The organism is Klebsiella sp. HMSC16C06 (genome assembly GCF_001808325.1).
Taxonomy (GTDB): domain Bacteria; phylum Pseudomonadota; class Gammaproteobacteria; order Enterobacterales; family Enterobacteriaceae; genus Klebsiella; species Klebsiella variicola.
On sequence record NZ_KV793029.1, the window covers coordinates 209,426 to 233,344 of the forward strand.

25 protein-coding genes are annotated in these 23,919 nt (G+C 53.1%); 12 read left to right on the top strand and 13 right to left on the bottom strand.

Annotation, left to right across the window (positions count from 1 at the left end):
• Nucleotides 1-103 precede the first annotated feature (103 nt).
• Both HMPREF3142_RS29630 and HMPREF3142_RS26960 read left to right on the top strand, forming a co-directional pair.
• Nucleotides 104-388 (top strand): hypothetical protein, encoded by a 285-nt coding sequence (locus HMPREF3142_RS29630; RefSeq protein WP_176747631.1) that lies wholly within the window; start codon nucleotides 104-106, stop codon nucleotides 386-388.
• Nucleotides 375-1,178 carry a DUF3800 domain-containing protein gene (locus HMPREF3142_RS26960; RefSeq protein ID WP_040230480.1) on the top strand — a complete coding sequence of 268 codons (804 nt, stop codon included), beginning with the start codon at nucleotides 375-377 and terminating at the stop codon, nucleotides 1,176-1,178. The genes HMPREF3142_RS29630 and HMPREF3142_RS26960 overlap by 14 nt, the downstream gene beginning before the upstream one ends.
• A gap of 512 nt (nucleotides 1,179-1,690) precedes the next feature.
• Here HMPREF3142_RS26960 and HMPREF3142_RS26965 read toward each other — a convergent pair.
• The 7 genes from HMPREF3142_RS26965 to HMPREF3142_RS26990 all read right to left on the bottom strand — a co-directional run bounded on the left by HMPREF3142_RS26965 (nucleotide 1,691) and on the right by HMPREF3142_RS26990 (nucleotide 5,904).
• A complete protein-coding gene (locus HMPREF3142_RS26965; RefSeq protein WP_070612992.1) occupies nucleotides 1,691-4,072 on the bottom strand; it encodes a replication endonuclease in 2,382 nt (793 codons plus the stop codon).
• A 19-nt stretch (nucleotides 4,073-4,091) separates the two neighbouring features.
• Nucleotides 4,092-4,319 (bottom strand): TraR/DksA family transcriptional regulator, encoded by a 228-nt coding sequence (locus HMPREF3142_RS26970; RefSeq protein WP_070612995.1) that lies wholly within the window; start codon nucleotides 4,317-4,319, stop codon nucleotides 4,092-4,094.
• Complete coding sequence (locus HMPREF3142_RS26975; RefSeq protein WP_070612998.1) at nucleotides 4,319-4,555, bottom strand: DUF2732 family protein; 237 nt, start codon at nucleotides 4,553-4,555, stop codon at nucleotides 4,319-4,321. The genes HMPREF3142_RS26970 and HMPREF3142_RS26975 overlap by 1 nt, the downstream gene beginning before the upstream one ends.
• Nucleotides 4,556-4,622: 67 nt before the next feature.
• Complete coding sequence (locus HMPREF3142_RS26980) at nucleotides 4,623-4,964, bottom strand: DUF5347 family protein (protein ID WP_070613001.1); 342 nt, start codon at nucleotides 4,962-4,964, stop codon at nucleotides 4,623-4,625.
• Nucleotides 4,901-5,128, bottom strand: a complete 228-nt coding sequence (locus HMPREF3142_RS28800; RefSeq protein WP_077270082.1) for a phage filamentation protein Fil family protein — start codon at nucleotides 5,126-5,128, stop codon at nucleotides 4,901-4,903. Before HMPREF3142_RS28800 ends, HMPREF3142_RS26980 begins: the two co-directional genes overlap by 64 nt.
• Before the next feature lie 7 nt (nucleotides 5,129-5,135).
• The gene (locus HMPREF3142_RS26985; protein WP_070613004.1) at nucleotides 5,136-5,645 is read right to left on the bottom strand and encodes a phage regulatory CII family protein; all 510 of its coding nucleotides are present in this window, start codon (nucleotides 5,643-5,645) and stop codon (nucleotides 5,136-5,138) included.
• Nucleotides 5,646-5,700: 55 nt separating this feature from the next.
• Nucleotides 5,701-5,904 (bottom strand): regulator, encoded by a 204-nt coding sequence (locus HMPREF3142_RS26990; RefSeq protein ID WP_070613007.1) that lies wholly within the window; start codon nucleotides 5,902-5,904, stop codon nucleotides 5,701-5,703.
• A gap of 145 nt (nucleotides 5,905-6,049) precedes the next feature.
• On the opposite strand from HMPREF3142_RS26990, the gene HMPREF3142_RS26995 reads away from it, so the two are divergent.
• The 3 genes from HMPREF3142_RS26995 (at nucleotide 6,050) to HMPREF3142_RS27005 (ending at nucleotide 9,326) form a co-directional block, all read left to right on the top strand.
• A complete protein-coding gene (locus HMPREF3142_RS26995) occupies nucleotides 6,050-6,607 on the top strand; it encodes a phage repressor protein CI (RefSeq protein WP_070613012.1) in 558 nt (185 codons plus the stop codon).
• Between the two features lie 13 nt (nucleotides 6,608-6,620).
• Complete coding sequence (locus HMPREF3142_RS27000; RefSeq protein WP_141751823.1) at nucleotides 6,621-8,219, top strand: hypothetical protein; 1,599 nt, start codon at nucleotides 6,621-6,623, stop codon at nucleotides 8,217-8,219.
• A gap of 78 nt (nucleotides 8,220-8,297) precedes the next feature.
• Nucleotides 8,298-9,326: a phage integrase gene (locus HMPREF3142_RS27005; RefSeq protein WP_070613021.1), complete on the top strand. Its 1,029-nt coding sequence runs from the start codon at nucleotides 8,298-8,300 to the stop codon at nucleotides 9,324-9,326.
• Between the two features lie 812 nt (nucleotides 9,327-10,138).
• Here the strand turns inward: HMPREF3142_RS27005 and HMPREF3142_RS27010 are convergent.
• On the bottom strand, nucleotides 10,139-10,702 hold the full coding sequence (locus tag HMPREF3142_RS27010) for a TetR/AcrR family transcriptional regulator (RefSeq protein ID WP_032735116.1): 564 nt from the start codon (nucleotides 10,700-10,702) through the stop codon (nucleotides 10,139-10,141).
• Between the two features lie 82 nt (nucleotides 10,703-10,784).
• Between HMPREF3142_RS27010 and HMPREF3142_RS27015 the strand changes: the two genes are divergently transcribed.
• Complete coding sequence (locus tag HMPREF3142_RS27015) at nucleotides 10,785-11,987, top strand: MFS transporter (RefSeq protein ID WP_008805808.1); 1,203 nt, start codon at nucleotides 10,785-10,787, stop codon at nucleotides 11,985-11,987.
• A complete protein-coding gene (locus HMPREF3142_RS27020) occupies nucleotides 11,987-12,799 on the top strand; it encodes a Cof-type HAD-IIB family hydrolase (protein WP_070613018.1) in 813 nt (270 codons plus the stop codon). The genes HMPREF3142_RS27015 and HMPREF3142_RS27020 overlap by 1 nt, the downstream gene beginning before the upstream one ends.
• A gap of 41 nt (nucleotides 12,800-12,840) precedes the next feature.
• Here HMPREF3142_RS27020 and kdeA read toward each other — a convergent pair whose 3' ends face one another.
• The gene (gene kdeA / locus HMPREF3142_RS27025) at nucleotides 12,841-14,073 is read right to left on the bottom strand and encodes a multidrug efflux MFS transporter KdeA (protein ID WP_008805806.1); all 1,233 of its coding nucleotides are present in this window, start codon (nucleotides 14,071-14,073) and stop codon (nucleotides 12,841-12,843) included.
• 326 nt (nucleotides 14,074-14,399) lie between these two features.
• On the opposite strand from kdeA, the gene ybjG reads away from it, so the two are divergent.
• Nucleotides 14,400-14,993, top strand: a complete 594-nt coding sequence (ybjG, locus tag HMPREF3142_RS27030) for an undecaprenyl-diphosphate phosphatase (protein ID WP_012542354.1) — start codon at nucleotides 14,400-14,402, stop codon at nucleotides 14,991-14,993.
• Nucleotides 14,994-15,095: 102 nt separating this feature from the next.
• Entirely contained in the window at nucleotides 15,096-15,854 is a 759-nt protein-coding gene (deoR, locus tag HMPREF3142_RS27035; RefSeq protein ID WP_004151717.1) for a DNA-binding transcriptional repressor DeoR, read from the top strand.
• A 39-nt stretch (nucleotides 15,855-15,893) separates the two neighbouring features.
• Here the strand turns inward: deoR and dacC are convergent, their stop codons facing one another.
• The gene (dacC, locus tag HMPREF3142_RS27040; protein WP_004201290.1) at nucleotides 15,894-17,096 is read right to left on the bottom strand and encodes a serine-type D-Ala-D-Ala carboxypeptidase; all 1,203 of its coding nucleotides are present in this window, start codon (nucleotides 17,094-17,096) and stop codon (nucleotides 15,894-15,896) included.
• Between the two features lie 255 nt (nucleotides 17,097-17,351).
• On the opposite strand from dacC, the gene HMPREF3142_RS27045 reads away from it, so the two are divergent.
• A complete protein-coding gene (locus HMPREF3142_RS27045) occupies nucleotides 17,352-17,978 on the top strand; it encodes a glutathione S-transferase family protein (RefSeq protein WP_008805804.1) in 627 nt (208 codons plus the stop codon).
• A gap of 2 nt (nucleotides 17,979-17,980) precedes the next feature.
• On the opposite strand, the gene HMPREF3142_RS27050 is transcribed toward HMPREF3142_RS27045, so the two are convergent.
• Nucleotides 17,981-19,090, bottom strand: a complete 1,110-nt coding sequence (locus HMPREF3142_RS27050; RefSeq protein ID WP_012968642.1) for a PQQ-dependent sugar dehydrogenase — start codon at nucleotides 19,088-19,090, stop codon at nucleotides 17,981-17,983.
• A gap of 115 nt (nucleotides 19,091-19,205) precedes the next feature.
• Nucleotides 19,206-19,589 (bottom strand): biofilm formation regulator BssR, encoded by a 384-nt coding sequence (gene bssR / locus HMPREF3142_RS27055; protein ID WP_012968643.1) that lies wholly within the window; start codon nucleotides 19,587-19,589, stop codon nucleotides 19,206-19,208.
• Between the two features lie 378 nt (nucleotides 19,590-19,967).
• On the opposite strand from bssR, the gene HMPREF3142_RS27060 reads away from it, so the two are divergent.
• Nucleotides 19,968-21,209 carry an oligosaccharide MFS transporter gene (locus HMPREF3142_RS27060; protein WP_012968644.1) on the top strand — a complete coding sequence of 414 codons (1,242 nt, stop codon included), beginning with the start codon at nucleotides 19,968-19,970 and terminating at the stop codon, nucleotides 21,207-21,209.
• Nucleotides 21,210-21,236: 27 nt separating this feature from the next.
• Here HMPREF3142_RS27060 and HMPREF3142_RS27065 read toward each other — a convergent pair whose 3' ends face one another.
• The gene (locus HMPREF3142_RS27065; protein WP_008805800.1) at nucleotides 21,237-22,139 is read right to left on the bottom strand and encodes a Kdo hydroxylase family protein; all 903 of its coding nucleotides are present in this window, start codon (nucleotides 22,137-22,139) and stop codon (nucleotides 21,237-21,239) included.
• Nucleotides 22,140-22,384: 245 nt separating this feature from the next.
• On the opposite strand from HMPREF3142_RS27065, the gene rimO reads away from it, so the two are divergent.
• Complete coding sequence (rimO, locus tag HMPREF3142_RS27070) at nucleotides 22,385-23,710, top strand: 30S ribosomal protein S12 methylthiotransferase RimO (protein WP_008805799.1); 1,326 nt, start codon at nucleotides 22,385-22,387, stop codon at nucleotides 23,708-23,710.
• Nucleotides 23,711-23,919 lie beyond the last annotated feature (209 nt).

A 23,919-nucleotide genomic window follows, 5' to 3' on the forward strand; every position in this document is an offset into this window, starting at 1 on the left:
GTGATCCTAATTTATTACCGCGCGAAATATTATTCAAGTATCTCATAGGGCGAGCGCGCGCTCGTATCCCCGCCACGCCTGCCCGCTTTGTGTAGTGGTTCTCATGCAGATGCATGACGGGCCGAAAAGCGCGCCAGTTCTGATGGCTCCAACCCGTTACGAGCCTTTTTGGATCATGCGAATCCATGCGCATTTCGGCGATTTTGATGCACATAACATCCTTGAAGCCCGCCAGCCATCACGCAAAACCAAAGTGTCTAAACTTAGCGTTAAGCTGCCTTCTCGCATTCAAATTAAAACTGATCCTTATCAACCACTTAGCTATGTGGTTAAATCATACACACACATCTCAACTTCACTCATTAAGGAAAAACATGGAAGCGAATGATCCTGGCAAGCTGATATGGCATGTTGCCTGTGATGAATCAGGTATAGATGGCCAGCGGTTTTATGGATTTGGCAGCTTATGGATGAAGTATCAAAGGCGTGGCGATTTCGTGCGCATCATTCGAGAGCTTAGGGAAAAACATAGTTGTAGTGATGAGATCAAATGGCAAAAAGCGAGCTCAAAACGAAACGCAGCTTTTTACCATGAACTACTCGAAACGTTCTTCAAACATCAATGGTTGGCGTTCCATTGCATCGTTGTCGAGAAGTCGAAAGTAGAGAAATCGTTCCATGGTGGAGATTACGACCTTGCCATGCGAAAGCATTTTGGTAAGTTGATTGAAACAAAGATTGGAAACGTTATAAAGGCACATCCAAACAGAGAATGTGAGTTCCGTGTAGAGGTTGATCCACTACCCTCCCGGTACAAAAAAGCCGATGAGGCATTTGAAGTAATTACTAACCACACTCTGGCAAGGAAGTTCGGGCGTAAAAACATCATCAAAAGCGTCGTCACCAAGGATTCAAAATCCTCAGAACATATTCAAATTGCTGATTTCTTATTGGGTGCAGTCATGTGTGCCTATCAAGGTAAAGCTACCTCTGAGGCTAAACTTGCGGTCGCAAACAAAGTTGCATCGTATCTTGGATGGGATTCACTTATGCATGATACATGGCCATCAGAACGAAAATTTAATATTTGGTTTTTCTTTGATAGGTCGAAAGGCCCAAGAGACATTCTCACTCGCGATGTAAATCTGACGTATGAATTGCCTAAAGCTAAAAAGTAGAGCCGACCTCACAGCCGGCACGGTTGGAGTTCCAGTCAAGGGACGAAGTTACCAACTAGGCGGTATCAACTTTCGGGGGGCCGCCTCTAACTCCCCAAAACCTTAAATTCAATTTATAAAGCATAACGCTAAATTGTGTTAACTTCAACAAAATGTATAAAAATCATGCTATAACGCATGCTTTACAGGTTGATTTATTGAGGGAATTAGCTAATGCATGCTCTCATCTTTACTTACTCCACACTCATTCAGCCTGGTAACCAGATCGCTTGTTAGCTCCGAAAGCCATGAGATCGCAACCTCCTTATCGTCATCGCTACAATCTGAGCTGGCAACCAGCCGGGCCATAAGTTCTATCCGCTGCAGTGCAAGTGATTCCATGAACAAATCGTTCACAACCCCCTCCCAATATTACTGTTTATATATACAGTACATCATGTGTATTTAAAGCTGAAACATTTTTTTAGTCAGCTAACCCACTGATTAACAAATAGCCTTGATTCCTTACCATCTCAGTACCACTGCCGCCATTTATCATCTTCCTGCAGACGCTGGTTTCGGTAGAAAAGACGTTGACCTGCCCCCGATGGGATACTTCCGCCACGTAGCAGTAAATCAATCTCCTGCTCGTTACCGTCAAACCCTCTGGACTTCAACTCATGTTCAAGCTGCAGGCGCAGCTGATCGTTAATTTCCTGTTTGTAACCCTTCCGCCGCTTCGGTCTTACCTGTCGCAGCCTCGCATTTAGCTCCCGTAGCTCTTTTCGGCTCATGCTATTGAAGTCTGGCAGCGGTTCCGGCTTCTCTTCACTTGCTAAATCCGACTCAAAATAGTTCATTTTTTTCACAGGGGGACAGTTATTGCCACGAGTCCAAGGGGCACCAGCGCCCTGGTCGGCTGTCGCCTCCTGAACGTCAACGGCCTTACGGACCATTTTCCACTTCATCGCGTGCGTGCAAATCCGGCCCTCAACAATCGGGGACCAGATGCCATAAATACGGATGCCGTGATCGCCATAGGTAGATGGCTCGTCGTTAAGCTCATAGGCCGTGCGGACCAGGTGATGTTTACGCGGGACCAGCACGCCGCCCTGTTTCATGATGTAGGTGGCAAAACATCCAGCATCGGCGGCAGCCAGTACCGCATCCAGTCGCGGGTTATCCAGTACCGGCGCACCGGCTTTTTTATCTGCCTGCTGCCGCGCGGCCTGGCCTGCCAGCAGGCGCAGCTCGCGATAAGCCTGACGCCCTGGAATACCGAAGAAACGGAACTGCTGGACGCGGTGCAGGGATGCCCAGGCGCTGACGTGCTCGGCGCTGTCCCGTAGTGATTTGCCTGTTTCTTTGCTGATCTCTTTCGCCAGTCCGCGCCCGTCGATGTTCTTACTGATGTATTTGGCGATGTAGCTGGTCGGCGTGCCTTTGCGCGGGTTGATAAGTTCAGATTTGAATCGCGGGCCGGTATTGTTGCCCAGCTCGGCGCGGTCTTCACGAATGGCAAATTTACGCAGCAGTGTAGTGAGGGTGCGGCGGTCTTTCTTGCGCATGAAGCACAGCAGATGCCAGTGCACGGTGCCATCGTGATGCGGCTCGGCAACGCGCACGCCATACCAGCGCAGACCGGCTTTGTGCATGGCTTTGCGGAAAGCGGCGAAGGTATCGACCAGATAATCACTGCTCTGCCGGACCGTTTCGCTGGTCCACTTCGGATTAGGTCTGCCGTTGTTCAGGGTTGCGTGGAAGCGTGATGGGCAGGTGATGGTATAGAACACCGCGCAGTCGCCGCGCATTTCTGCGATCAGCTCCAGACCTTTTACGCAGGCCATCATTTCATTGCGGCGGTGCGCCGGATTACTGCTGCTGGCGTTAACCACGTCTTCCATATCCAGCGTGTCACCGTCGGCGTTCACCAGCTCATGCGACTGGAAAAACTCCAGTGATTTGCGGCGCTGCTCGCGTTTGTGGATCACGGCTTCATAGCTGACGTATGGGGACGCTTTCCTGTTAACCAGGCAAACAGCGCGCAGCTGTTCCTCACGCCATTCGCAGCGCATCTGCCACAGCTTGCGATACCACCAGTCTGCACACAGCATACGCGCCAGCGAACCCGGAATCAGGTCATAAGGCACCGGCTTACGACGGCGTTTCTTGCGGCGCAGCTGCTCAAAGGCGGGTGGAATCACATCAAGGCGCATAGCCTCAGCGGCCACCTTTTCCCATGACTGGCGGATTTGTTCCGGCTTGACGTCATCAGTCACAAACAGATCGCTGCAGGCGGCATCGAGACAGAGGCTCATGTGAGCCGCAACCAGTGTGGATAAACGCTTGACCTGCTCCTGATTCATTTCCGGTAGAACCAGCAGCCCTTCCAGCCCTTCATGACTCGCCATAAACCGGAACGAAGCAGACACCTGACTTTCACGCACACGCTCCACTCGCTCAAGACACGGCCTGATGGTTTCGCGCAGATAGCGGGAATATGCCTTCGGCCTTCCCAGTCCCTGGAAGAATTTAATCCTTTCCAGCAGAGGTTTGCTGACGTGGACGGGTTCGGCGTTGACGTTAGCCAGAATGACTAAATCGGGATTAAAGCGCTGCTGCTCACGAGCCATTCTGGCGCGGCTAATGAGCTGGTCCTGTTCCATTTCACACTGAACAGGATCACGGGATTCATTGAAGAAATAGCGATCCCAGACCTCATCACTCAGCGCCTCACGGCGCAGTTCTTCCTGCTCGTTGTCCGCAGCGTAGAGAGTGATCAGGTTTGAAAGCGTGGAAACCGGCGCAACATCCGGCGGGTCCAGATAGGGATTAACTGCTTTTTTCGGGGCATTCCATGAGAAAACCCCGGCGGCCTCAGTCGGGCCACCGTTGTCTTTTGTTAACTCAGGCATCACTGACAGACTCCAAAGCTCACAGCGCGCCTCGGGTGTAGTGCTTCCCTTTCAGTTCTGCGATTTCCTGGCACGTCACGCAGCACTGCACGCCCGGAATGGCTTGTCGGCGTGCTATTGGAATTGGCGCGTCGCAGTCGATGCAAAGAACGCGGGCAATGCCCGGCTTTCGTGTACGAGCGTTCTGGATATGGCGCTGCAGATTTTCTTCGACGCGCTGCTGTACGAGATCCATGGAATCTGCCATCAGTGCCACTCTCCGCGTGATTCGGCTTCATAACGGGCTACTTCACGGCGCAGCAGTTCTGCCGCCTCCACCCCGTTCATTCCCTCTTTCAGGATGTGGATAGCCAGTGCCTCCATACGCATGGAAACGGCAAAGGCGCAACTTTTACGCTCATCCAGGCGAGTCTCGTTAAACAGTTGGAACAAACCGGCATCATCTGGACCGGTTTTAGTGGTACTGGTTTCACTATTTCGCATAATCAATTCTCCTGAATTTGGGCAAAAGAATGCCCGGCGGGTTTACGCCATTAATTTCTGTTTTGGGTTAATTCGGCATGGTTAGCCGTTTGGGAAATAAGCTCACCACTGCACGAAAATGATTCATTGCTTTAATCAGCTCCCGCTTTTCGTCAGTCGTCAGCTCACTAATTTTGACGCCGTGACGCTCTGCCGGAATGTTAGCCATAAAAAATATGGCGGCTAATGCGCGCTTGTTCTGTTTATTATTTGCGTCCCGTGGGTCGCTCATTTCGTAAATAAACCTCTCAAGTTCTGACTCAATGTTAATTCCAAATACCTTTGCCCTTAATTCCGCTATGTGGTTCAACCCTTCATAGCGCTCACCTGGGCTGATCGTGCGAGTCGTTGCAGCACCTTCAATAGCCATGGTTTCCCCTGTTTGACGGTTGACAGGTCAGCCAGCAATTCAGTCTGCGAGTGACACGGATGCCAGCGCTTGCCATCTTTGCCTGCAATCCAGCCATGACCGAAGTGCATTCCTGGGTTTTTCTTAACGAGAAGCGACGCAAATGAGGGTTCATTGTTCAGCATAAACACCTCAGCTCAGACCAAACGAAGAGCCAAGACCTGTCATGGTATCGACGACACTTGCCATTGCAGGGTTAGCCTGTAAACGCGCCTGCAGTGAAATCGCGGTAAGTGCCATCAGCCGAGTAACGGAGTTGACGCTTTCGACCACCTGCCGGCGGGTGGTCGCATTCAGTTGAACACCAGAAACCGCACTGGCTGCGACACGGCCGATCTCAGCGGTGGCTTTCAGGACGTACTGCGGCATTTTCTCCCGTGCGACTTCATTGGTAGGTATGCATGGCAGGCAATGAATCTGCGCCAGAAACCCATCAACCAGTGTTGAGTCTTCGGTGAGGTCGGTCAGCAGCCATATGTCCGGAGCTGTGAGCTGGTGCGGTTGCTCTGGGTTGAGCTTATTGCGCAAGGTTTGAACGTTCATGCCTGCACGTTCTGCCAGCTTCGCCATATTGTGACGTAAAGCGAAAGTGCGACAAGCTTCATCAAAATGTTTTTGTTTGGAAACCCTATAATCAAACATAGTTCTCTCCATCGAACTTATCGCAAAATAGAACCATAAGACAGGTACAGGCTTTTCACGCCGAGAGTGCATCCACTGTCAATGCAGCCATGTTAATCATGACTTTTTCGCGCTTCTTATCTTTGCGGAGACGATGCCGCGGAAGACGCCCATCAGCTAACATGTCATTGATCGTATCAACCGGAAGGCCCGTAAGTTCGCTATAACGTTCAATTGTGACGTGCGGTGTATTCAGAGTGATTGAAATGTTTGGGATCATGGTGCAACATTCCTTTTTCAGTGCGGCTTGTGGCGAGCCGTTGTTTCTCGTGAGTAGTAGTGAAGGCTCCAAAAGAACACTTCGAGTTCAACTTTAAGATCGCTTTTGGAATCTGTCAACGTATTTAGATTGCTTTGGAGGTCTTGTGGATTTCAGTAGCGGCGGTAAGAAAGTCATCGAACGCTTGGTTGAGGCGTACGGGTTTACTACACGACAGGCACTTTGCGACCACCTGGGCGTATCAAAGAGCACCATGGCTACACGATATATGCGTGATATTTTTCCCTCAGACTGGGTCATCGCATGTGCGTTGGAGACTGAGGTATCGCTAAAATGGCTAGTTGATGGAAGCGGTGAAAAATATGAAGCAGGTAAAAGTGATATCGTCCCTTTACCAAGGCTTAAAATAAGCAATGAACAGCTATATAAAAATGGTACTGTGTATTTTGATAAAGAAATATTACCTCAAGATATGTCAGCACCTACAATAATTGAAGAACCCTCCGTAACATATATAGCTGAACTTGAGTTCAAGAACATTACTGATGGAAAATGGCTCGTAAGCATTGACAACACTTATAGTGTTAGAGACGTATCTAGAATCCCTAACAATCAGATTAGAGTAACTAAGGATAACATGTCCTTCGAATGTGCAGTCAATGATATCGAATTCGTGGCCAATATTGTAAAATCAATTGTATAATATAGAGGTTATTATGGATAAGGAAATATCATCAATAATCAATACGGCTATTACATCAATCAAAGAGGGATTATGGCCAATTTTTTGTATTACAGCGCTAGTGATCTTTAGACAACAATTGAGGTCCTTGTTTGATAAATTAGTTTTTTCTCAGAATTTAAAAGTAAATGCAGGGCCATTCGCTATTGAAGCCAGCGATATTAAGAGCCCGACTCAACCAATTATAGAAGCAACTGAGAACGATAAATCAGATGCTCCATCATCTCCTGAATCAAATGATTCACCTAGCATCTATTGGTATGAACCGGTAGTATCATTGCTTAACGATTCAAAGGTCGATGAAGCAGAGGCCTTATTCGAAAAATTTTTACGAGACAATAAATCATTAATAAACTATGAGCATGAACATGCTTTTTTTATGTATCTTCATTTCACAAATACACGCAATACTGATGTACTTGATAAGCTTATTATATTGATAGGACAATCCAAAAATTCCAACATAAAAAGTGAATATATCAATGCATATATATATTGTCTAGAGACAGTTAACGAATTTAATAAGGCTATCATTTTTTTAGAGCATGAATTAGCAGAAACACAAGAAATAAAAATAAAAACGAAGTATACAATATTATTGTCTAAAATGCATATTGCAAATCTTAATTTAGATGAAGCAAAAATTATTATGGTTAGATTAATTAATCTATTATCAAAAGATAAATCAGATGATTTCAGCAATGAACTACATAATGCTTACCTTCAATTAGGTGAGGTAGAGAACAAAAAAGAAAATCAAACAGATTACGCATTATGCCTGGACAAAGCATTGCAGTACCAGCCAGCCAATACAAAAACTCTCTTTTCCGCTGCATATGAAGCAAGTCAGACAAGCTTTTTGGAAACCCTATCATTATCAGACTACTCTCTGCTAATTGAATTAAATCCAGAAGATGCAGCCACCTTAAACAATCTTGGAGTGGTAGCGGGCAAGCTCAACTTAAAAATAACCTCATGTGATTATTATAGAGCAGCAAATAAATTAAATAATACTCTTGCCATGGCCAATATGGGATTTCAATTATTATCTGCCGGCTGCGCAAATGAAGCAGAGGAGTTAGCAACGTTTGCTATTTCACAAAAAGATCCAAACAAAAACAACCATGAACTTCTGGCTAAAATATATAAGGAAAGGGAAACTGAAGAAACAAAATGGACCAAAGCCAAAAAAACGTCTCTAGAAAAACAAAAGTTCCTTAGAGTATCTACCGAAATGAGATATAACCTTGACGTATCAATACCAAACCATAATGACTGGATAGATAATCAAAATAGGCCTGTAGCTATCACTATTGAGAGAGACTACATTAACATGACGTGGACAGATAGCACGAGGAAAATAAACTTCTATGGCAGCTATGAAAATGCAGCTTTGAGAGGAGTTTATATCTCCGCGCCCGATAAAGAGAAGCAATCTCTGACTCTACTAGCATCTTCAGATAAAACAGAGACCTATCAATGCACTGGCTATTTTGATCCCATTAAAGATTGTATTCAATTAATATCTTCAGATATTGAAAAAGATATCAAAATTACTCTTTCTAAGGCGTAATGTTTGGTAGTGCAAAATGCAAACATTGACACTATTTTTATATACAGTATAAATGTTCTCTATATGGAGGGCATTTTTATGGCAGTACGAAAACTCAACACCGGAAAATGGATTTGTGAATGTTACCCCGCCGGACGCAGCGGACGGCGTGTGCGTAAGCAGTTCGCCACCAAAGGCGAAGCATTGGCTTTTGAACGTCACACGATGGATGAAACAGAGGCGAAACCCTGGCTAGGTGAATCGGTAGACCGACGGACTCTGAAAGACGTGGTTGAACTCTGGTTCAAACTGCATGGCAAATCCCTGACCGCTGGCGAGCATGTTTACGACAAGCTGGTCCTGATGGTCCATGCACTCGGAAACCCTCTCGCTACAGATCTCAGTTCCAAATTGTTCGCACATTACCGTGATAAGCGTCTGACAGGTGAAATCTACTTTAGCGACAAATGGAAAAAAGGAGCCAGCCCAGTAACTATCAATCTTGAGCAAAGCTATCTTAGTGGAGTTTTTAGTGAACTGGCCCGACTAGGCGAATGGACTGCGCCGAACCCACTGGAGAACATGCGCAAGTTCACCATCGCAGAAAAGGAAATGGCCTGGCTTACACATGAGCAAATCACAGAGCTTCTATACGACTGCCAACGCCAAAGCGCCCTGCTCGCTCTGGTCGTTAAAATCTGCCTGAGCACCGGAGCTCGCTGGCGAGAAGCTGTGAACCTAACCCGTTCTCAGGTCACCAAATACCGGATCACCTTCGTCAGAACCAAAGGCAAAAAGAACCGCAGCATCCCGATCAGTAAAGAGCTGTACGAGGAAATAATTGTTCTTGACGGTTTCAGGTTCTTTACTGACTGCTACTTCCAGTTTATGTCGGTGATGGACAAAACCTCAATAGTGCTTCCTCGTGGGCAGCTTACCCACGTTCTGCGCCACACGTTTGCAGCACACTTTATGATGTCTGGCGGAAACATCCTTGCCCTCCAGAAAATCCTCGGCCATCACGACATAAAAATGACCATGCGCTATGCTCACCTGGCTCCTGACCATCTTGATACCGCTTTACGCTTCAATCCGTTGGCAACTCTGTCCACAAAACATCCTTATTAAATATTTGTGCATTATGAAAGTCTTTATGCGGACATATTGATATGTAACACACTTATGCGTATTGTAGATATATATTCCAATTCAATCTTAATGTAAAAATGATAAGTTATTATGCATTAGAATGACATTTAAAACCACTTACATACTAGTTTTAATTTAACCTGACCTTGAAAGGGCATCATTGAATGAAATCAAAATTCGGTTCATCCAAAAAAAATATTAGACGATTTCAATTCATTCTATTTATCATAGGTGTTTTTGCATCTTATTTCACGGGAGATGCATTTGCTCTTCTAATATTTATTACTTTTACCTTGGTTTTTTATTCGCTAATTTACATGTCAGTGAGGATAATAAAATCAGGAAATGTAAAACTTATCAAAGATTTTTCAAATGCAATATGGAATATCTCAACTGCAGTTAGCTTCACATATGCGGTTTATTTATTACTAAGATATAAAATAAAAAATATCACTATCGATGATGCATCAATAAATTATATAAACTTGCATCCTTACCTCTCATTTTCAATACTGACATTTTTAATCTTTACAGCCATACTACGCGCATCAGTAAGTATTGCTGAACTTGTAACGACGGACTATACCTAGCGGTGAGGCAGAGCAGTTAGTTGATTTACTTGCCAAGTGGCGACAAAGTGGCGACAGCGGTTGGCAATACCCCGTAATCGTCACTTCTCACCACCAAACTAACTTATTGATTACCCTACAAGTCTTTGTTTTTACTACCCCATTTACATAAATGGGTTTTTTGTTGCCTGAATTTATCCCTCACGCATGTCTCGCACCGCCTCAGCGCCCCTCTTCCTGCGCCCTCTCCCCCGCCAGCTGCCCAACCAGCAGCCGGATTGCCGCCTTCGACAGCGGCGCGCGGTCGGTGACAAAGTGCAAGGTCATTCCTTCAATAAAGGCGTCGAGGCCGCGGGCGGTATCAGCGGCGAACCATTGCTCCAGCGTCTGCTGGCTGCGCCGCATCCAGTTCTGCATCACCCCCTTTAGCGCCGGCTGACTGCTGCAGAACGCGTACAGCTGGTACATCAGCTCCATATTGCGCGCCGTGGTCACCTGGGCGCTGAAGATCAGCTCCGCGATGGCATCGCAGGCTTGTTCCCGGTTCGTTACCCCGGCAAAGCATTGCTGATACTGCGCCGACATCTCGGCGGTAAACAGGCTGAACGCCTCCTCAACCAGCGCCTCGATGCCGCTGAAATAATAGGTCAACGACCCCAGCGGCACATTCGCGCAGAGGGCGATTTTGCGGTGCGTCACCGCCTGGACGCCGTGCGCCGCGATGGTGTCCAGCGTCGCCTGCAGGATGCGCTCGCGGCGCTGCGGATCGTTCGGTCTACGGGCCATGATTTTCCTCTTCCGGTTTATGTACAAATGTACACATGCTTGCTACTGTTGTCTTCACTCTTCTCCTTTAAGGCGTTTACGGATGACGACGCAAACCTCACGCAGAGCGCTCCAGCTTCGGCTGTGGGCGCTGTTTATGTTCTTTTTCATCCCCGGCTTATTAATGGCCTCCTGGGCTACCCGCACGCCGGCGATCCGCGATCAGTTGATGCTTTCTACGGCAGAAATGGGCGTGGTGCTGTTTGGTCTGTCGGTGGGGTCGATGAGCGGTATTCTCTGCTCGGCGTGGCTGGTGAAGCGCTTTGGTACCCGCAAGGTCATCCGCACCACCATGTCCTTCGCCGTACTCGGCATGCTGGTGCTCAGCCTGGCCCTGTGGGTCTCTTCCGCCCCGCTGTTCGCCTTCGGCCTGGCCATCTTTGGCGCCAGCTTTGGCTCCGCCGAAGTCGCTATTAACGTCGAAGGCGCGGCCATCGAGCGAGAGATGAATAAAACGGTGCTGCCGATGATGCATGGCTTCTACAGCTTTGGCACCCTGTTCGGCGCCGGGGTGGGCATGGCAGTGACCGGATTCGGCCTGCCTGCCGCCCCGCATATCCTGGCGGCCGCGCTGGTGGCTATTCTGCCCATCGCCATTGCCATCCGCGCCATTCCCGATGGCACCGGTAAAAATGCCGCCGAAGCCGCCCACGGAGAGGCGAAAGGTCTGCCGGTATGGCGCGACGCGCAGCTACTGCTGATCGGGGTCATCGTCCTGGCGATGGCCTTTGCCGAAGGCTCGGCCAACGACTGGCTGCCGCTGCTGATGGTGGACGGCCACGGCTTTAGCCCCACCTCCGGCTCGCTGATCTATGCCGGCTTCACCCTCGGCATGACGCTGGGCCGCTTTACCGGCGGCTGGTTTATCGATCGCTACAGCCGGGTGACGGTGGTCCGCGGCAGCGCGGTGATGGGCGCCCTGGGTATTGGCCTGATCATCTTCGTCGATAACCCCTGGGTGGCGGGCATCTCGGTACTGCTGTGGGGCATCGGCGCCTCGCTCGGCTTCCCGCTGACCATCTCCGCCGCCAGCGATACCGGGCCGGACGCGCCCAAGCGCGTCAGCGTGGTGGCGATCACCGGTTATCTTGCTTTCCTCGTCGGGCCGCCGCTGCTGGGCTTCCTCGGCGAACACTTCGGCCTGCGCAGCGCCATGATGGTGGTGCTGGGTCTGGTCATGGTGGCGGCACTGGTCGCCCGCGCGGTGGCTAAGCCACAATCTGAACCCGTTATGGAGAACAGCTAATGAGCATCAAACTGATTGCGGTGGATATGGACGGCACCTTTTTAAGCGATGCCAAAACTTACAACCGGCCGCGCTTCCTCGCCCAGTACCAGCGAATGCGTGAACAGAATATTCGCTTCGTGGTCGCCAGCGGCAACCAGTATTATCAGCTGATCTCCTTTTTCCCGGAGATCGCCCATCAGATCGACTTTGTGGCGGAAAACGGCGGCTGGGTGGTGAGCGGCAATGAAGACGTCTTCAACTGCCAGCTGCCGCTCCACCATTTCAACGCCGTGGTCGATCATCTGCAGACCCTGCCGAATATCGAAATCATCGCCTGCGGGAAGCGCAGCGCCTACACTCTCAACCGCTATAACGACGCGCTGAAGACGGTGGCGGCGAAGTATTATCACCGCCTCGAACTGGTGGATGATTTTAACCACCTTGATGATGCGATCCTCAAATTTGGTCTCAACGTACCGGACAGCCTGATCCCGGAAATTCAGCCGAAGCTGCACGCGGCGCTGGGGGATATGGTCACCGCGGTGGCCACCGGCTACGGCAGTATTGACTTAATTATGCCTGGGGTGCACAAAGCCAACGGCTTGCGCATTTTGCAGCAGCGCTGGGGCATTGAGGATCATGAGGTGGTGGCGTTCGGCGATAGCGGCAATGATATCGAGATGCTGCAGCACGCCGGATTTGGCTTTGCCATGGCCAACGCCCGGGAAGACGTCAAAGCCGTCGCCAGCCATCACGCGCCGCACAACAATGAAGAAGGCGTGCTGCAGATTATTGATAAGGTGTTAAATCGCGAAGCGCCGTTCGCCTGATAAGACCCCGGATGCCTTTGTGCATCCGGGTTTGCCACCGGTTACGCCTGCTGCGAATTGCCGACGCTTTTATCTTTCAGGAAGTAGATCATCAGCCCCAGCCACAGTACTCCGCCCAGCAGGTTAAACAGGCTGAACAAGCCGTTGCCCCCCAGCTCATAAGCATGTTTGCTGAGCTCAATGCCGACGGTGAAGATCAGCATCTGCAGCATTCCCATCGCCGCCGAGACCGTGCCTTTGCTCATCTCGCTGGCGAACAGCGTTAAGCGCACGAGCCCGGCATTCGCGAGGCCAATTCCGAAGGCGTAAAAGCTCAGGCCGGCGGTCATCCACAGATAAGCGTGGGAAGAGACCACGGTCGCCGCCGCGGAGAGGATCAGACCAAACATGATCGGCCAGCCGCCCATGATAATCAGCGAGCGCACGGTACGGCGCGAAGTCAGGCGCGCCAGCACCAGGTTACCGGCAATCAGCGCGCCGAAAATCGGCACCTGCAGCATGCCATACTCATAGCTGGTGGCCTGTTCGCCGCTGATAATAATCACCGGCGACTGGGCAATCCACGCCAGCAACGGCAGGCTGACGAAGCCTGTCGCCAGCGCACCGGCGACGAAGCGCAGGTTTTTCAGCACCAGGCGATAATCGCGGCCCAGCTCTTTAACCGACAGCTTTTCGCCCAACCGCGTCGCGGTTTCCGGCATCGCCCGCTGCAGCCCGACGAATGAGATGGCCGCCAGCACGGCGAACAGGACGAACATCATCTCCCATGGCAGCACGTGCACCCAGGCGGCGCCCACCAGCGGCCCCAGCAGCGGGGCAATCAGCGCCACGTTGGCCATCAGGGCGGTGATTTTGATACACACCGCCTCCTCAAAGGACTCCTGGATCGCCGCATAGCCTACCGCGCCGATAAAGCACAGGCTGATCCCCTGCAGGAAGCGCAGCAGGGTAAACTGCTCAATGGTCTGCGCCAGCAGCGTCGCCAGGCAGGTGACGATAAACCATACCACCCCGGTCAACATCACCGGGCGGCGGCCAATACGGTCCGACAGCGGCCCCAGCAGCCACTGTAAAAACATGCCGCCGGCCAGATAGGCGGTCATCGAGGTAGGTACCCATTCGTTGCCCACCTGAAACTCCTGAACCACGGCCAGCATACCCGGCTGGATCATATCGTTGCCGATATAGGTGGAAAACTCGTACAGCACCAGACATAACGGGAACAGCAACGCCTGCCTTCCGAGGCGGCGGCCTGAAAGCGAATAATTTTGCATGAAATCTCTTATCTATCAAAAATCGCGCAAAGTGTAATGAAACTCCCGGCGCGGAGATAGTGAATTGTGGGTGACACCGCACAATATTGCGAATTGCGCGCCGCCGTCCGCACTCTCCCCCTGCTATTCAGCCTGCGTATATATTCCGTTTATGTTTCAGCAATGTGACAAACGATATACTGGCGCTTTTCAGGCGGTTAGCATTGAAATCCATTTGCAAGATTTCTTAACAACCTGATCTTTAAGACAATGCTGCTTTATCTCCACACCGCTTTTTTTTAGGGTAGGCGGCTTATTTGCTATCGGACCAACGAGCCTGGAAGTCTATGCTGGAAAATATTAACTACGCGCTGTTCGCCCTGATCAACGCGACGCCGGCCTCGCCGCAGTGGGCCATTGAGGTGGCGATCCTGATCGCCAAAGATCTGATTCTGATCGTGCCCTTGCTGGTAGTGACATTATGGCTGTGGGGGCCTGCCCAGCGGCAGATGGTGTTTAAGCTGATGCTGGCGCTGATGATTAGCCTGACCGTGTCGTGGGCGATCGGCCACCTCTATCCGCACGATCGGCCGTTTGTCGCCGGCGTAGGCTATAACTTCCTGCATCACGCGGCGGACGACTCCTTCCCCAGCGATCATGGCACCGTCAGCTTTACCTTTGCCCTGGCTTTTCTGTTCTGGCACCGCCTGTGGTCCGGCGCGCTGCTGATGGCCATCGCCGCCGCCATCGCCTGGTCCCGCGTCTATCTCGGCGTGCACTGGCCTCTGGATATGGTCGGCGGTCTGCTGGCCGGAATGTGCGGCTGCCTCGGCGCGGCGCTGATCTGGCATACGTTCGGACCGGCGCTGTATCGCCAGCTGCAGCGACTGTATCGTCTCTGCTTCTCCCTGCCGATCCGCAAAGGCTGGGTACGCGGCTAAACGCCAGCCGTCGCTGCGGCCACCGCGTGACTAACCCGTAAGCGACAGGTAAAATCCCGCTAACGCCCTGCCCCCGCAGGGCGATTTTAGCGCAGAGGGAATATGGAAACTCGCCGTGACGAACGTATCAGTCAGCTCATTCAGGCACTCAAACGCAGCGATAAGCTACATCTGAAAGAAGCCGCCTCCCTGCTTGGAGTGTCGGAAATGACCATTCGTCGCGACCTCAATGGCCACAGCGGCCCGGTTGTGCTGCTCGGCGGATACATTGTGCTGGAGCCGCGCAGCGCCACCCATTACCTGCTAAGCGATCAAAAAACCCGGCTGGTCGAGGAAAAGCGCCGCGCCGCTCGCCATGCGGCCGCGCTGCTGGAGGCCCATCAGATGGCTTTCTTCGACTGCGGGACCACCACGCCGTGGATCATTGACGCCATCGATGATGCCCTGCCCTTCACCGGCGTCTGTTACTCCCTGAATACCTTCCTGGCCCTGCAGGAGAAACCGCAGTGTCGCGCGGTCCTGTGCGGTGGGGAATTTCACGCCAGCAACGCGATTTTTATGCCGCTGAGCCTTGAGGACACCCTCAGCCATCTGAGCCCTGACATCGCCTTTTACTCGGCGGCAGGCATTGACTGCGAGCAGGGGGCGACCTGCTATAACCTGGAGGAGCTGCCGGTCAAGCACTGGGCGATGCGTCACGCGCGCTACCACGTGCTGGTGGTCGACCACAGCAAGTTTGGCAAAGTGCGTCCGGCGCGCATGGGGGCGTTAGCGAAATTTGACGTGATCGCCAGCGATATCTGCCCGGATGATGAGCTGGTCGCGCTGGCGAAGGCGCAGCAGATCTCCCTGCTGTATTGAGGCGTCACTGACCGCGCCCCGCCGGGCGCGGTCATGGCATCAGGAGAACCAGCTGCCGAACCAGCCGTGGAGTTTCATCAGTACGAAGTCGATCATCCGGCTGAAGAAACCGCCCTCTTTCACCGGCTCCATGACGATCAGCGGGCGCTGCTCGATGGTTTTATCATTCAGCTTAAAGTCGATAGTCCCGACCACCTGCCCCTTCTCCAGCGGCGCGGTAAGCTGCGGCTGATTTAAGGTGTAGCTGGCTTTCAGGTTTTTCAGCTGGCCCTTCGGCAGGGTGATAGAGCCCGCCTCGCCGGCTCCCAGTTTCGCTTCGCTGCTGTCGCCAAACCATACGCGCTGGGTAACGAAGGTGGCATCCGGTTTAATCGGCGTCACGGTTTCATAGAAGCGGAAGCCCCAGGTCAGCAGTTTTTCTGACTCGTTAAAGCGAATGCGGTCAGTTTTGGTCCCCAGTACCACGGCGATCAGACGCATATCACCCTGGGTGGCTGAGGAGACCAGGTTATAGCCGGCCCCGGCGGTGGTCCCGGTTTTCACACCATCGGCGTTGAGGTTGGTGCTCCACAGCAGACGGTTGCGGTTCGGCTGGCGAATTTTATTGAAGGTGAACTCTTTCTCTTTATGTACCGCGTACTCTTCCGGCACATCGTGGATCATCGCTTTGGTCAGCAGCGCCATATCGCGGGCGGTACTGAACTGACCCGGCGCATCAAGGCCGTGGACGGTCATAAAGGTGGTGTTGGTCAGCCCCATTTTTTTGGCATAGCCGTTCATCAGGCTGACGAATGCGTCCTGGCTGCCCGCCACGTAGTCGGCAATGGCAATGCTGGCGTCGTTACCGGACTGAATAATGACCCCTTTGTTCAGATCTTCCACCGAGACCTGCATGCCGGGCTTGAGGAACATCACCGATGAGCCGCGCAGCGCCGGGTTGCCGGTCGCCCAGGCATCACGTCCGACGGTCACCATATCGGTGAGCTTGATTTTTCCCGCTTTTATCGCCTGCCCCACCACGTAGCTGGTCATGATCTTCGTCAGACTGGCCGGGTCGAGTTTTTCATCGGCATTGCCTTCGCTGAGCACCTTCCCGCTGGCGTAGTCCATCAGGATCCAGGCGCGAGCGTCAATCGAAGGGGCGTCGGGGAGTTGTTCTGCAGCCTGCACCGCAGGTGCGACAAGAAATAACAGCGCGCAACCTGCAGCGAGGCCGCGAAGGGAAAAAGCGTCATGCATCATAAGAGCCACCCAAGTATCCTTTCCAAACAAAATATGCCGCACCACTCTGACCGCGCCGCAGCAACCGGTGAGTAAAGCGTACAAATGACCTTAAAGAAACAGCGAGTTGGTAAAGTTTTTAAAGTTTACGCAATAACGTGCCGCTGTGCTTTAATCAGAACAACTTTTTTGATCGTGATTGCCTAAATATTAACTTTATCCCAACATGATCGCCGATCGCGCTGCAACGGCAGTGAAACAAACTCAGGAGCGAAAATGATTACACTGTGGGGACGTAATAACTCGACCAACGTGAAGAAAGTACGCTGGGTGCTGGAGGAGTTGGATCTTCCTTATGAGCAGATCCTCGCCGGGCTGGAGTTTGGTCTCAATCATGACCCGGAATATCTGGCGATGAACCCGAACGGGCTGGTGCCGCTGTTAAAAGACGATGCTACCGGGGTGGTGTTGTGGGAATCAAATACCATTATTCGCTACCTTGCCGCCCAGTACGGCGTCGATCGCCTGTGGCTGGCCGCACCGGCGCAGCGCGCGCAAGGGGAAAAGTGGATGGACTGGTCCAACGGCACGCTCTCTCCCGCCCATCGCCCGGTGTTAATGGGCCTGGTCAGGACGCCGCCGGAGCAGCGCGATCCGGCGGTCATCGCCGCGGGGATCGGCGCCTGTGAATCGCTGTTTGCCATGCTTGATGACGAACTGGCGAAAACGCCATGGCTCTCTGGCGAGCACTTCGGCCTTGGCGATATTGCCGTTGCCCCCTTCGTCTACAATCTGCTGACGATCCTCGATACCTGGCAACCGCGACCCCATCTGCAGCGCTGGTATCAGCAGATTAGCCAGCGCCCCGCCTGGCACGCGGTCGTGAAGATCCCGGTCACCTGAGGTTAACCCTCCGGACTCAAGCGCAACAGTTCGCCGTTAGACTCGTCGGTTAATACGTACAGATAGCCGTCGGGTCCCACGCGGACGTCGCGGATACGCTTCCCGCGCGCCTCCAGTAACCTCCCCTCCTCGCGGACCTGATTACCGTCCACCGATAAGACGATAAGCGACGTCTCCTTCAGCGCGCCGATAAACAGCTTATGCTGCCACTGGGGAAAAGTCTGCGCCGCGTAAAAGGCCATCCCGCTCACCCCTGGGGAGACCGGCCAGACATACAGGGGAGGCTCGGTACCCGGGGCCGTCTTGCCCTTGGCCTCCGGGATCGGCAGGCCGCTGTAGTTAATGCCATGCGTCGCCAGCGGCCAGCCGTAGTTTTTCCCCGCCTGCGGGATGTTAATTTCATCCCCGCCGCGCGGGCCGTGCTCATTGAGCCACAGCGCGTCGCTCCATGGGTTCATCGCCATGCCCTGCGGATTGCGAATACCGTAGGCCCAGATCTCTGGCCTGGCGTCAGCCCGGCCGACAAAGGGATTATCCGGTGGAACGTCCCCGCTCTCCGTCAGGCGGACCACTTTCCCCTGCAGCTTGCTGAGCTCCTGGGCGGTGGCGCGCTGATTGTTCTCTCCCAGACCGATAAACAGATACCCTTTGCCGTCGAACACCAGCCGGCCACCGAAATGATTGCCCACGGAGAGCTTCGGCTGCTGGCGAAACACCACGGTAAAGTTCGACAGCTGCGTGGCATCCTCACTTAACCGCCCGTAGCCTACCGCAGTGCCCGCTTTGCCGCTGGTGTCGCTTTCCGCATAGCTCAGCCATACCCGTCGCGACTGCGCAAAATCCGGCGCCAGCGCTACATCCAGTAAGCCGCCCTGACCGTTGGCCCACACCTGCGGCACGCCGGATATCGGCGCCGACAGGCCTTTACCTGGCTGCCAGCGCTTGAGCTCGCCGCCGCGCAGGGTAATCAACATGCCCTGATCGTCGGGGAGAAACGCCAGACCCCACGGATGAGCCAGCCGGTTTTGCAATACCTCCACCCGCACCGCGGCCTGGCTCAGGGCTGGCAGCGCTAAGGCGCTCAATATCAACAGCAGCGGGATTGGACGCATGGCATTCTCCTTTAGTCAGCTCTGCGCTAAAGGGTAGCCAGCGGGGAAATTTGCGCGGGGATTTTTACATAACCTTTAACAGGGGAAGCGTCCACTTCCCCTGAGTTTCAGCCGATCAGGCATGAGTGATTGGCGACAATTTATTCAATTTATGAATATTTGAAGTCAATCCTGTCAGACAGCGTTCTAGCTTCTCTACGTTAACAGCGATGTACAGCGGACAATCATGATGCCCGCTCATCAGGCATACTGCAGCGGCGGCGAGGGACTCGCCCGCCAGGCGAAGGGCCTCCTTCTCCTCCGGTGAAACGACATTCTGCAGGCGCGGGGCCTGCGCACGCATTTCACGGCAAAGCTCAAACAAGTTATCACGCAGATGGTCATTTTCGCTGACTGACATGTAGCCTTTAGCCTTTCGCAACTGCAGATAGGCATCAATATCGATATTGGCATTGATGAGCTTCTGCAAAAGGTGGCGATATTGTCTGTCAACGGTCATCACAGTTCCTCCTCTGTCGTCCTTTACCCTTCTCATGATACGGTTATTTTTTGTGCAAAATGATGCGCCAGGTCAATTATTCCCAAGCCTGTAACACCCTTTACAATGTGACAACCTTACCGCTTTGTAGGATATATACCAAAGATAATGGTATACGATCACAATTAATTTCAAAAAGAAATCAACTCGCGATAATTACCATTAAAAGGCGGAAATAGTGCTGCTAAGATCACACTATACCACAAATGCTATTGCGCGATCGCCAGCCAGAATGCCATAACAAATCATTAATGTAATACGTATAACATTTCATAAAAACAGCGAACGCGGCCCGCGGATCGCTGATAATCTCTCTGCCCGTTTGCAAGGAACTGAAACATGACGCCCGGTAAAAGAAACTACCTCCTGTTGAGTCTTTTCGATTTCCTCTACCTGTTCGCCTGGTCGTCGACCATGGCTTTCTTCGTCATCTGGACCACCCAGCATCTTGGCATCAGCGCCACGAAGACTGGCCTGCTGTACTCGGTCAACGCTTTTATCGCCCTGCTGATGCAACCTTTCTTCGGCTTTATCTCCGACAAGTTCGGCCTGAAAAAACGGCTTATCTGGCTGCTGGTCGCCCTGCTCCTGCCGGTGGGCCCCTTCTTTATCTATGTTTACGCGCCGCTGCTGGTGCACAATTTCTGGTTCGGCGCGCTGCTGGGGGGGATCTATCTGGGGATCATCTTTAACTCCGGCTGCGGGGTGATCGACTCTTACATCGATAAGATTTCCCGTCGCTACCAGTTCGAATACGGTCGGGTGCGGATGTGGGGCTCGTTAGGCTGGGCAGCGGCGGCCTGGATTGTGGGTAAATATATCGACAGCAATCCTAATCTGGCCTTCTGGCTCGCCAGCCTCGCCATCGTCATCGCCGCCATCTGCTTTATGCTGACCAAAATTGAATTAACCGACGCTGATGTGGCGCGAAGCGAATCGCTGAAGGTCTCCCATGCCCTCGAGCTGGCGAAGAATGGTCAGTTCTGGATGCTGCTGCTCTTTACCCTGTTCGTCACGCAAATTTATGACACCTACGATCAGCAGTTTGCCCAGTATTTCTCGCTGCAGTTCCCGACGCCGGAGGAAGGCAACCGCTGGTATGGGATCCTCGCCTCCATTCAGGTGTGCGGCGAAACGCTGTTCTTATGCCTGATGCCGTGGTTTGTTAACCGGACCGGCGCCAAATGGGCGCTGATCATCGCCGGGTTGATCATGTCGGTACGTATTGTCGGGTCAGCCGTGCCCCTCGGTCCGGTGTGGATTGGCGCGGTGAAAATGATGCATGCCCTGGAGAAACCGTTAATTCTGGTATCGGTCTTTAAATTCATCGCTGCCAACTTCGACCACAAGCTCTCTTCGACGGTCTATTTGCTGGTGCTGTTTGTCGCCTCGATCGCCACCGCCATCTACTCTCCGCTGGCAGGCTATCTGTACGATACCATTGGCTTCGCCGATACCTATCTGATCCTCGGCGGTATCGCCGGGCTCTTTACGCTGATCTCCATTTTCACCCTGAAGGATAAGCGCGAGCCGAAAAAGCCCAGCGCCAGGCCTTCCGGGGCCGTTACGCCGGCGCAATAATCCTCTGCCTGGTAGCCACGCCGGGCGCTACACGTTGCGCGCGACTAACGGCTTTTGCAGGAGCGTTTCCAGCACCCGCAGCGGCGAGAGCTGCGGGTGACTCATCGCTTTCACCGGCAACAGAAAGGTCTGCTCAAGCAGATACTGGCCGCGCATCGCGGCGTGCGGGGTCTGATCGGAAAAGCAGATCCAGGTACTGCCGGCGGCAAAGTCGATCTCCTGCTGCACCCCCTGTCGCTGGTACTCAGGGGTGCTTTTCATCGCATCGTGCAGGGCCAGCATCAGATGATCGTAATGGCTACGCCGACTTTTGGTGATCCCCAGTGCTGCCAGCAGCCAGGCGCCTGACGGCGACCAGGGTTTCAGCCGCGGCAGAAAGCGTGCCGCGAGGGTATCGAAATGCTCCCCTGTCCGCCAGGTTCGCGGTTCGCCGCGGGGATGAATATTGCAAAAGATGCGCAGAATACGATCACCCTTGACCGGGCGCGACGGGAATGCGTCCACATGCAAGCGCGAATCGTCTTTGCGCCAGGAGGTCGTTTCACGCCAGGCGGTAATGGGATGCAGACGCAGACTGGTTTGCGGATGGTGCAGCGCCTCGCCATAGCCTGGCAATAACGCGTCGATCAGCTGCAGCGTCATCTGGTGGTAACGCGCCATCAGCCGGGCGATGGCAGCCGTTTTCTGCTTATCCGCCACGCCTCTGAGCGTGCGGGTGTCGGGTTGATAGCTGATATTCTTGCGCCGCGGCGCGACCAGCTCAGGGGTCAGCAATGCCTGCTCCGGGGCGGTTAATGAAAACGCCAGCTGCGGCAGATAGAGCACATTCCCCTGCTCAAGGGAGTGTTGGATCTGCGGCGGTTGCGGGGGGATCTCCAGATTACTGAATGGCAGGGTGGCTATCGCCACCGGGGAGCCTGTTGGTGTCATTTCCTTGCCTCTTCTCCTCGCGGTCATCGAGGTATTTAGTAAAGAAATTGTTATCATTTTGTAGATTACAACGTAAATGACGGGCGTTTTTATCAGGAATGGCGGTTTTGACCCGGTGCTGAAGCCCACGCGCTCCTCACCCGAGCGCTTTTTCACCATTAACCGTGACGGAGCTATACTCTTTTTCGCAAAGATCTGTAGAATTCCTGCCCTGACCATTCCAATAATTGAACACTTTTTAAGCTATGAGCAATGTCACGCACCAGCCGAAAATCGGCTTCGTCTCCCTGGGCTGCCCGAAAAATCTCGTGGACTCAGAGCGTATCCTGACCGAACTGCGCACCGAAGGTTATGACGTCGTCCCTACCTACGACAACGCCGATATGGTCATCGTTAACACCTGCGGCTTTATCGATAGCGCTGTGCAGGAATCGCTGGAAGCGATCGGCGAAGCGTTAAAAGAGAACGGCAAGGTGATCGTCACCGGCTGCCTCGGCGCGAAAGAGGATCAGATCCGCGAAGTTCACCCGAAGGTGCTGGAGATCACCGGTCCGCACAGCTATGAGCAGGTGCTGGAGCACGTCCACCACTACTCGCCGAAGCCGAAGCACAACCCGTTCCTCAGCCTGGTGCCGGAACAGGGCGTTAAGCTGACGCCGCGTCACTACGCCTACTTAAAAATTTCTGAAGGCTGCAACCATCGCTGCACCTTCTGCATCATCCCGTCCATGCGTGGCGATCTGGTGAGCCGTCCGATTGGCGAAGTGCTGGCGGAAGCCAAACGCCTCGCTGACGCCGGCGTGAAAGAGCTGCTGGTGATTTCTCAGGACACCTCCGCCTACGGCGTCGATGTCAAGCACCGTACCGGTTTCCACAACGGCATGCCGGTGAAGACCAGCATGGTCAGTCTGTGCGAAGAGCTGGCGAAGCTCGGCATCTGGGTGCGCCTGCATTATGTTTACCCGTATCCGCACGTCGACGATGTGATCCCGCTGATGGCGGAAGGCAAAATTCTGCCGTACCTCGATATTCCGCTGCAGCACGCCAGCCCGCGTATTCTGAAGCTGATGAAGCGTCCGGGCTCTGCAGACCGCCAGCTGGCGCGCATTAAGCAGTGGCGTGAAATTTGCCCGGACCTGACCCTGCGCTCTACCTTTATCGTGGGCTTCCCGGGCGAAACGGAAGAAGATTTCCAGATGCTGCTCGACTTCCTGAAAGAGGCGCGTCTCGACCGCGTCGGCTGCTTCAAATACAGCCCGGTAGAAGGCGCCACCGCCAACGAACTGGCGGATCAGGTACCGGAAGAGGTGAAAGAGGAGCGCTGGAACCGCTTTATGCAGCTGCAGCAGCAGATCTCTGCCGAGCGTCTGCAGGAGAAAGTGGGCCGCGAAATCCTGGTGCTGGTGGATGAAGTTGACGAAGAAGGCGCCATTGGCCGCAGCATGGCCGACGCCCCGGAAATCGACGGCGCGGTCTACCTGAACGGCGAAACCCGCGTTAAGCCGGGCGACGTGGTGCGGGTGAAAGTCGAGCATGCCGACGAATACGACCTGTGGGGTACCCGGGTCTAGTCCAGCTTCCCGGATAGCGGCTTATCGCATTCCCCAGCCTACGGGGTCCTCCCGTAGGCCCCCCCCAGGTCCGCGCAAGCGCAGCGCCGCCGGGTAATTTATCAGTCATCAAGCCTTTATATTGCCGGGTGGCGGCTAACGCCTTACCCGGCCTACAGTTCGTGCGACCTGTCGCTAATTTATTCACCAGTCTTGCTGAAACTGCCGGT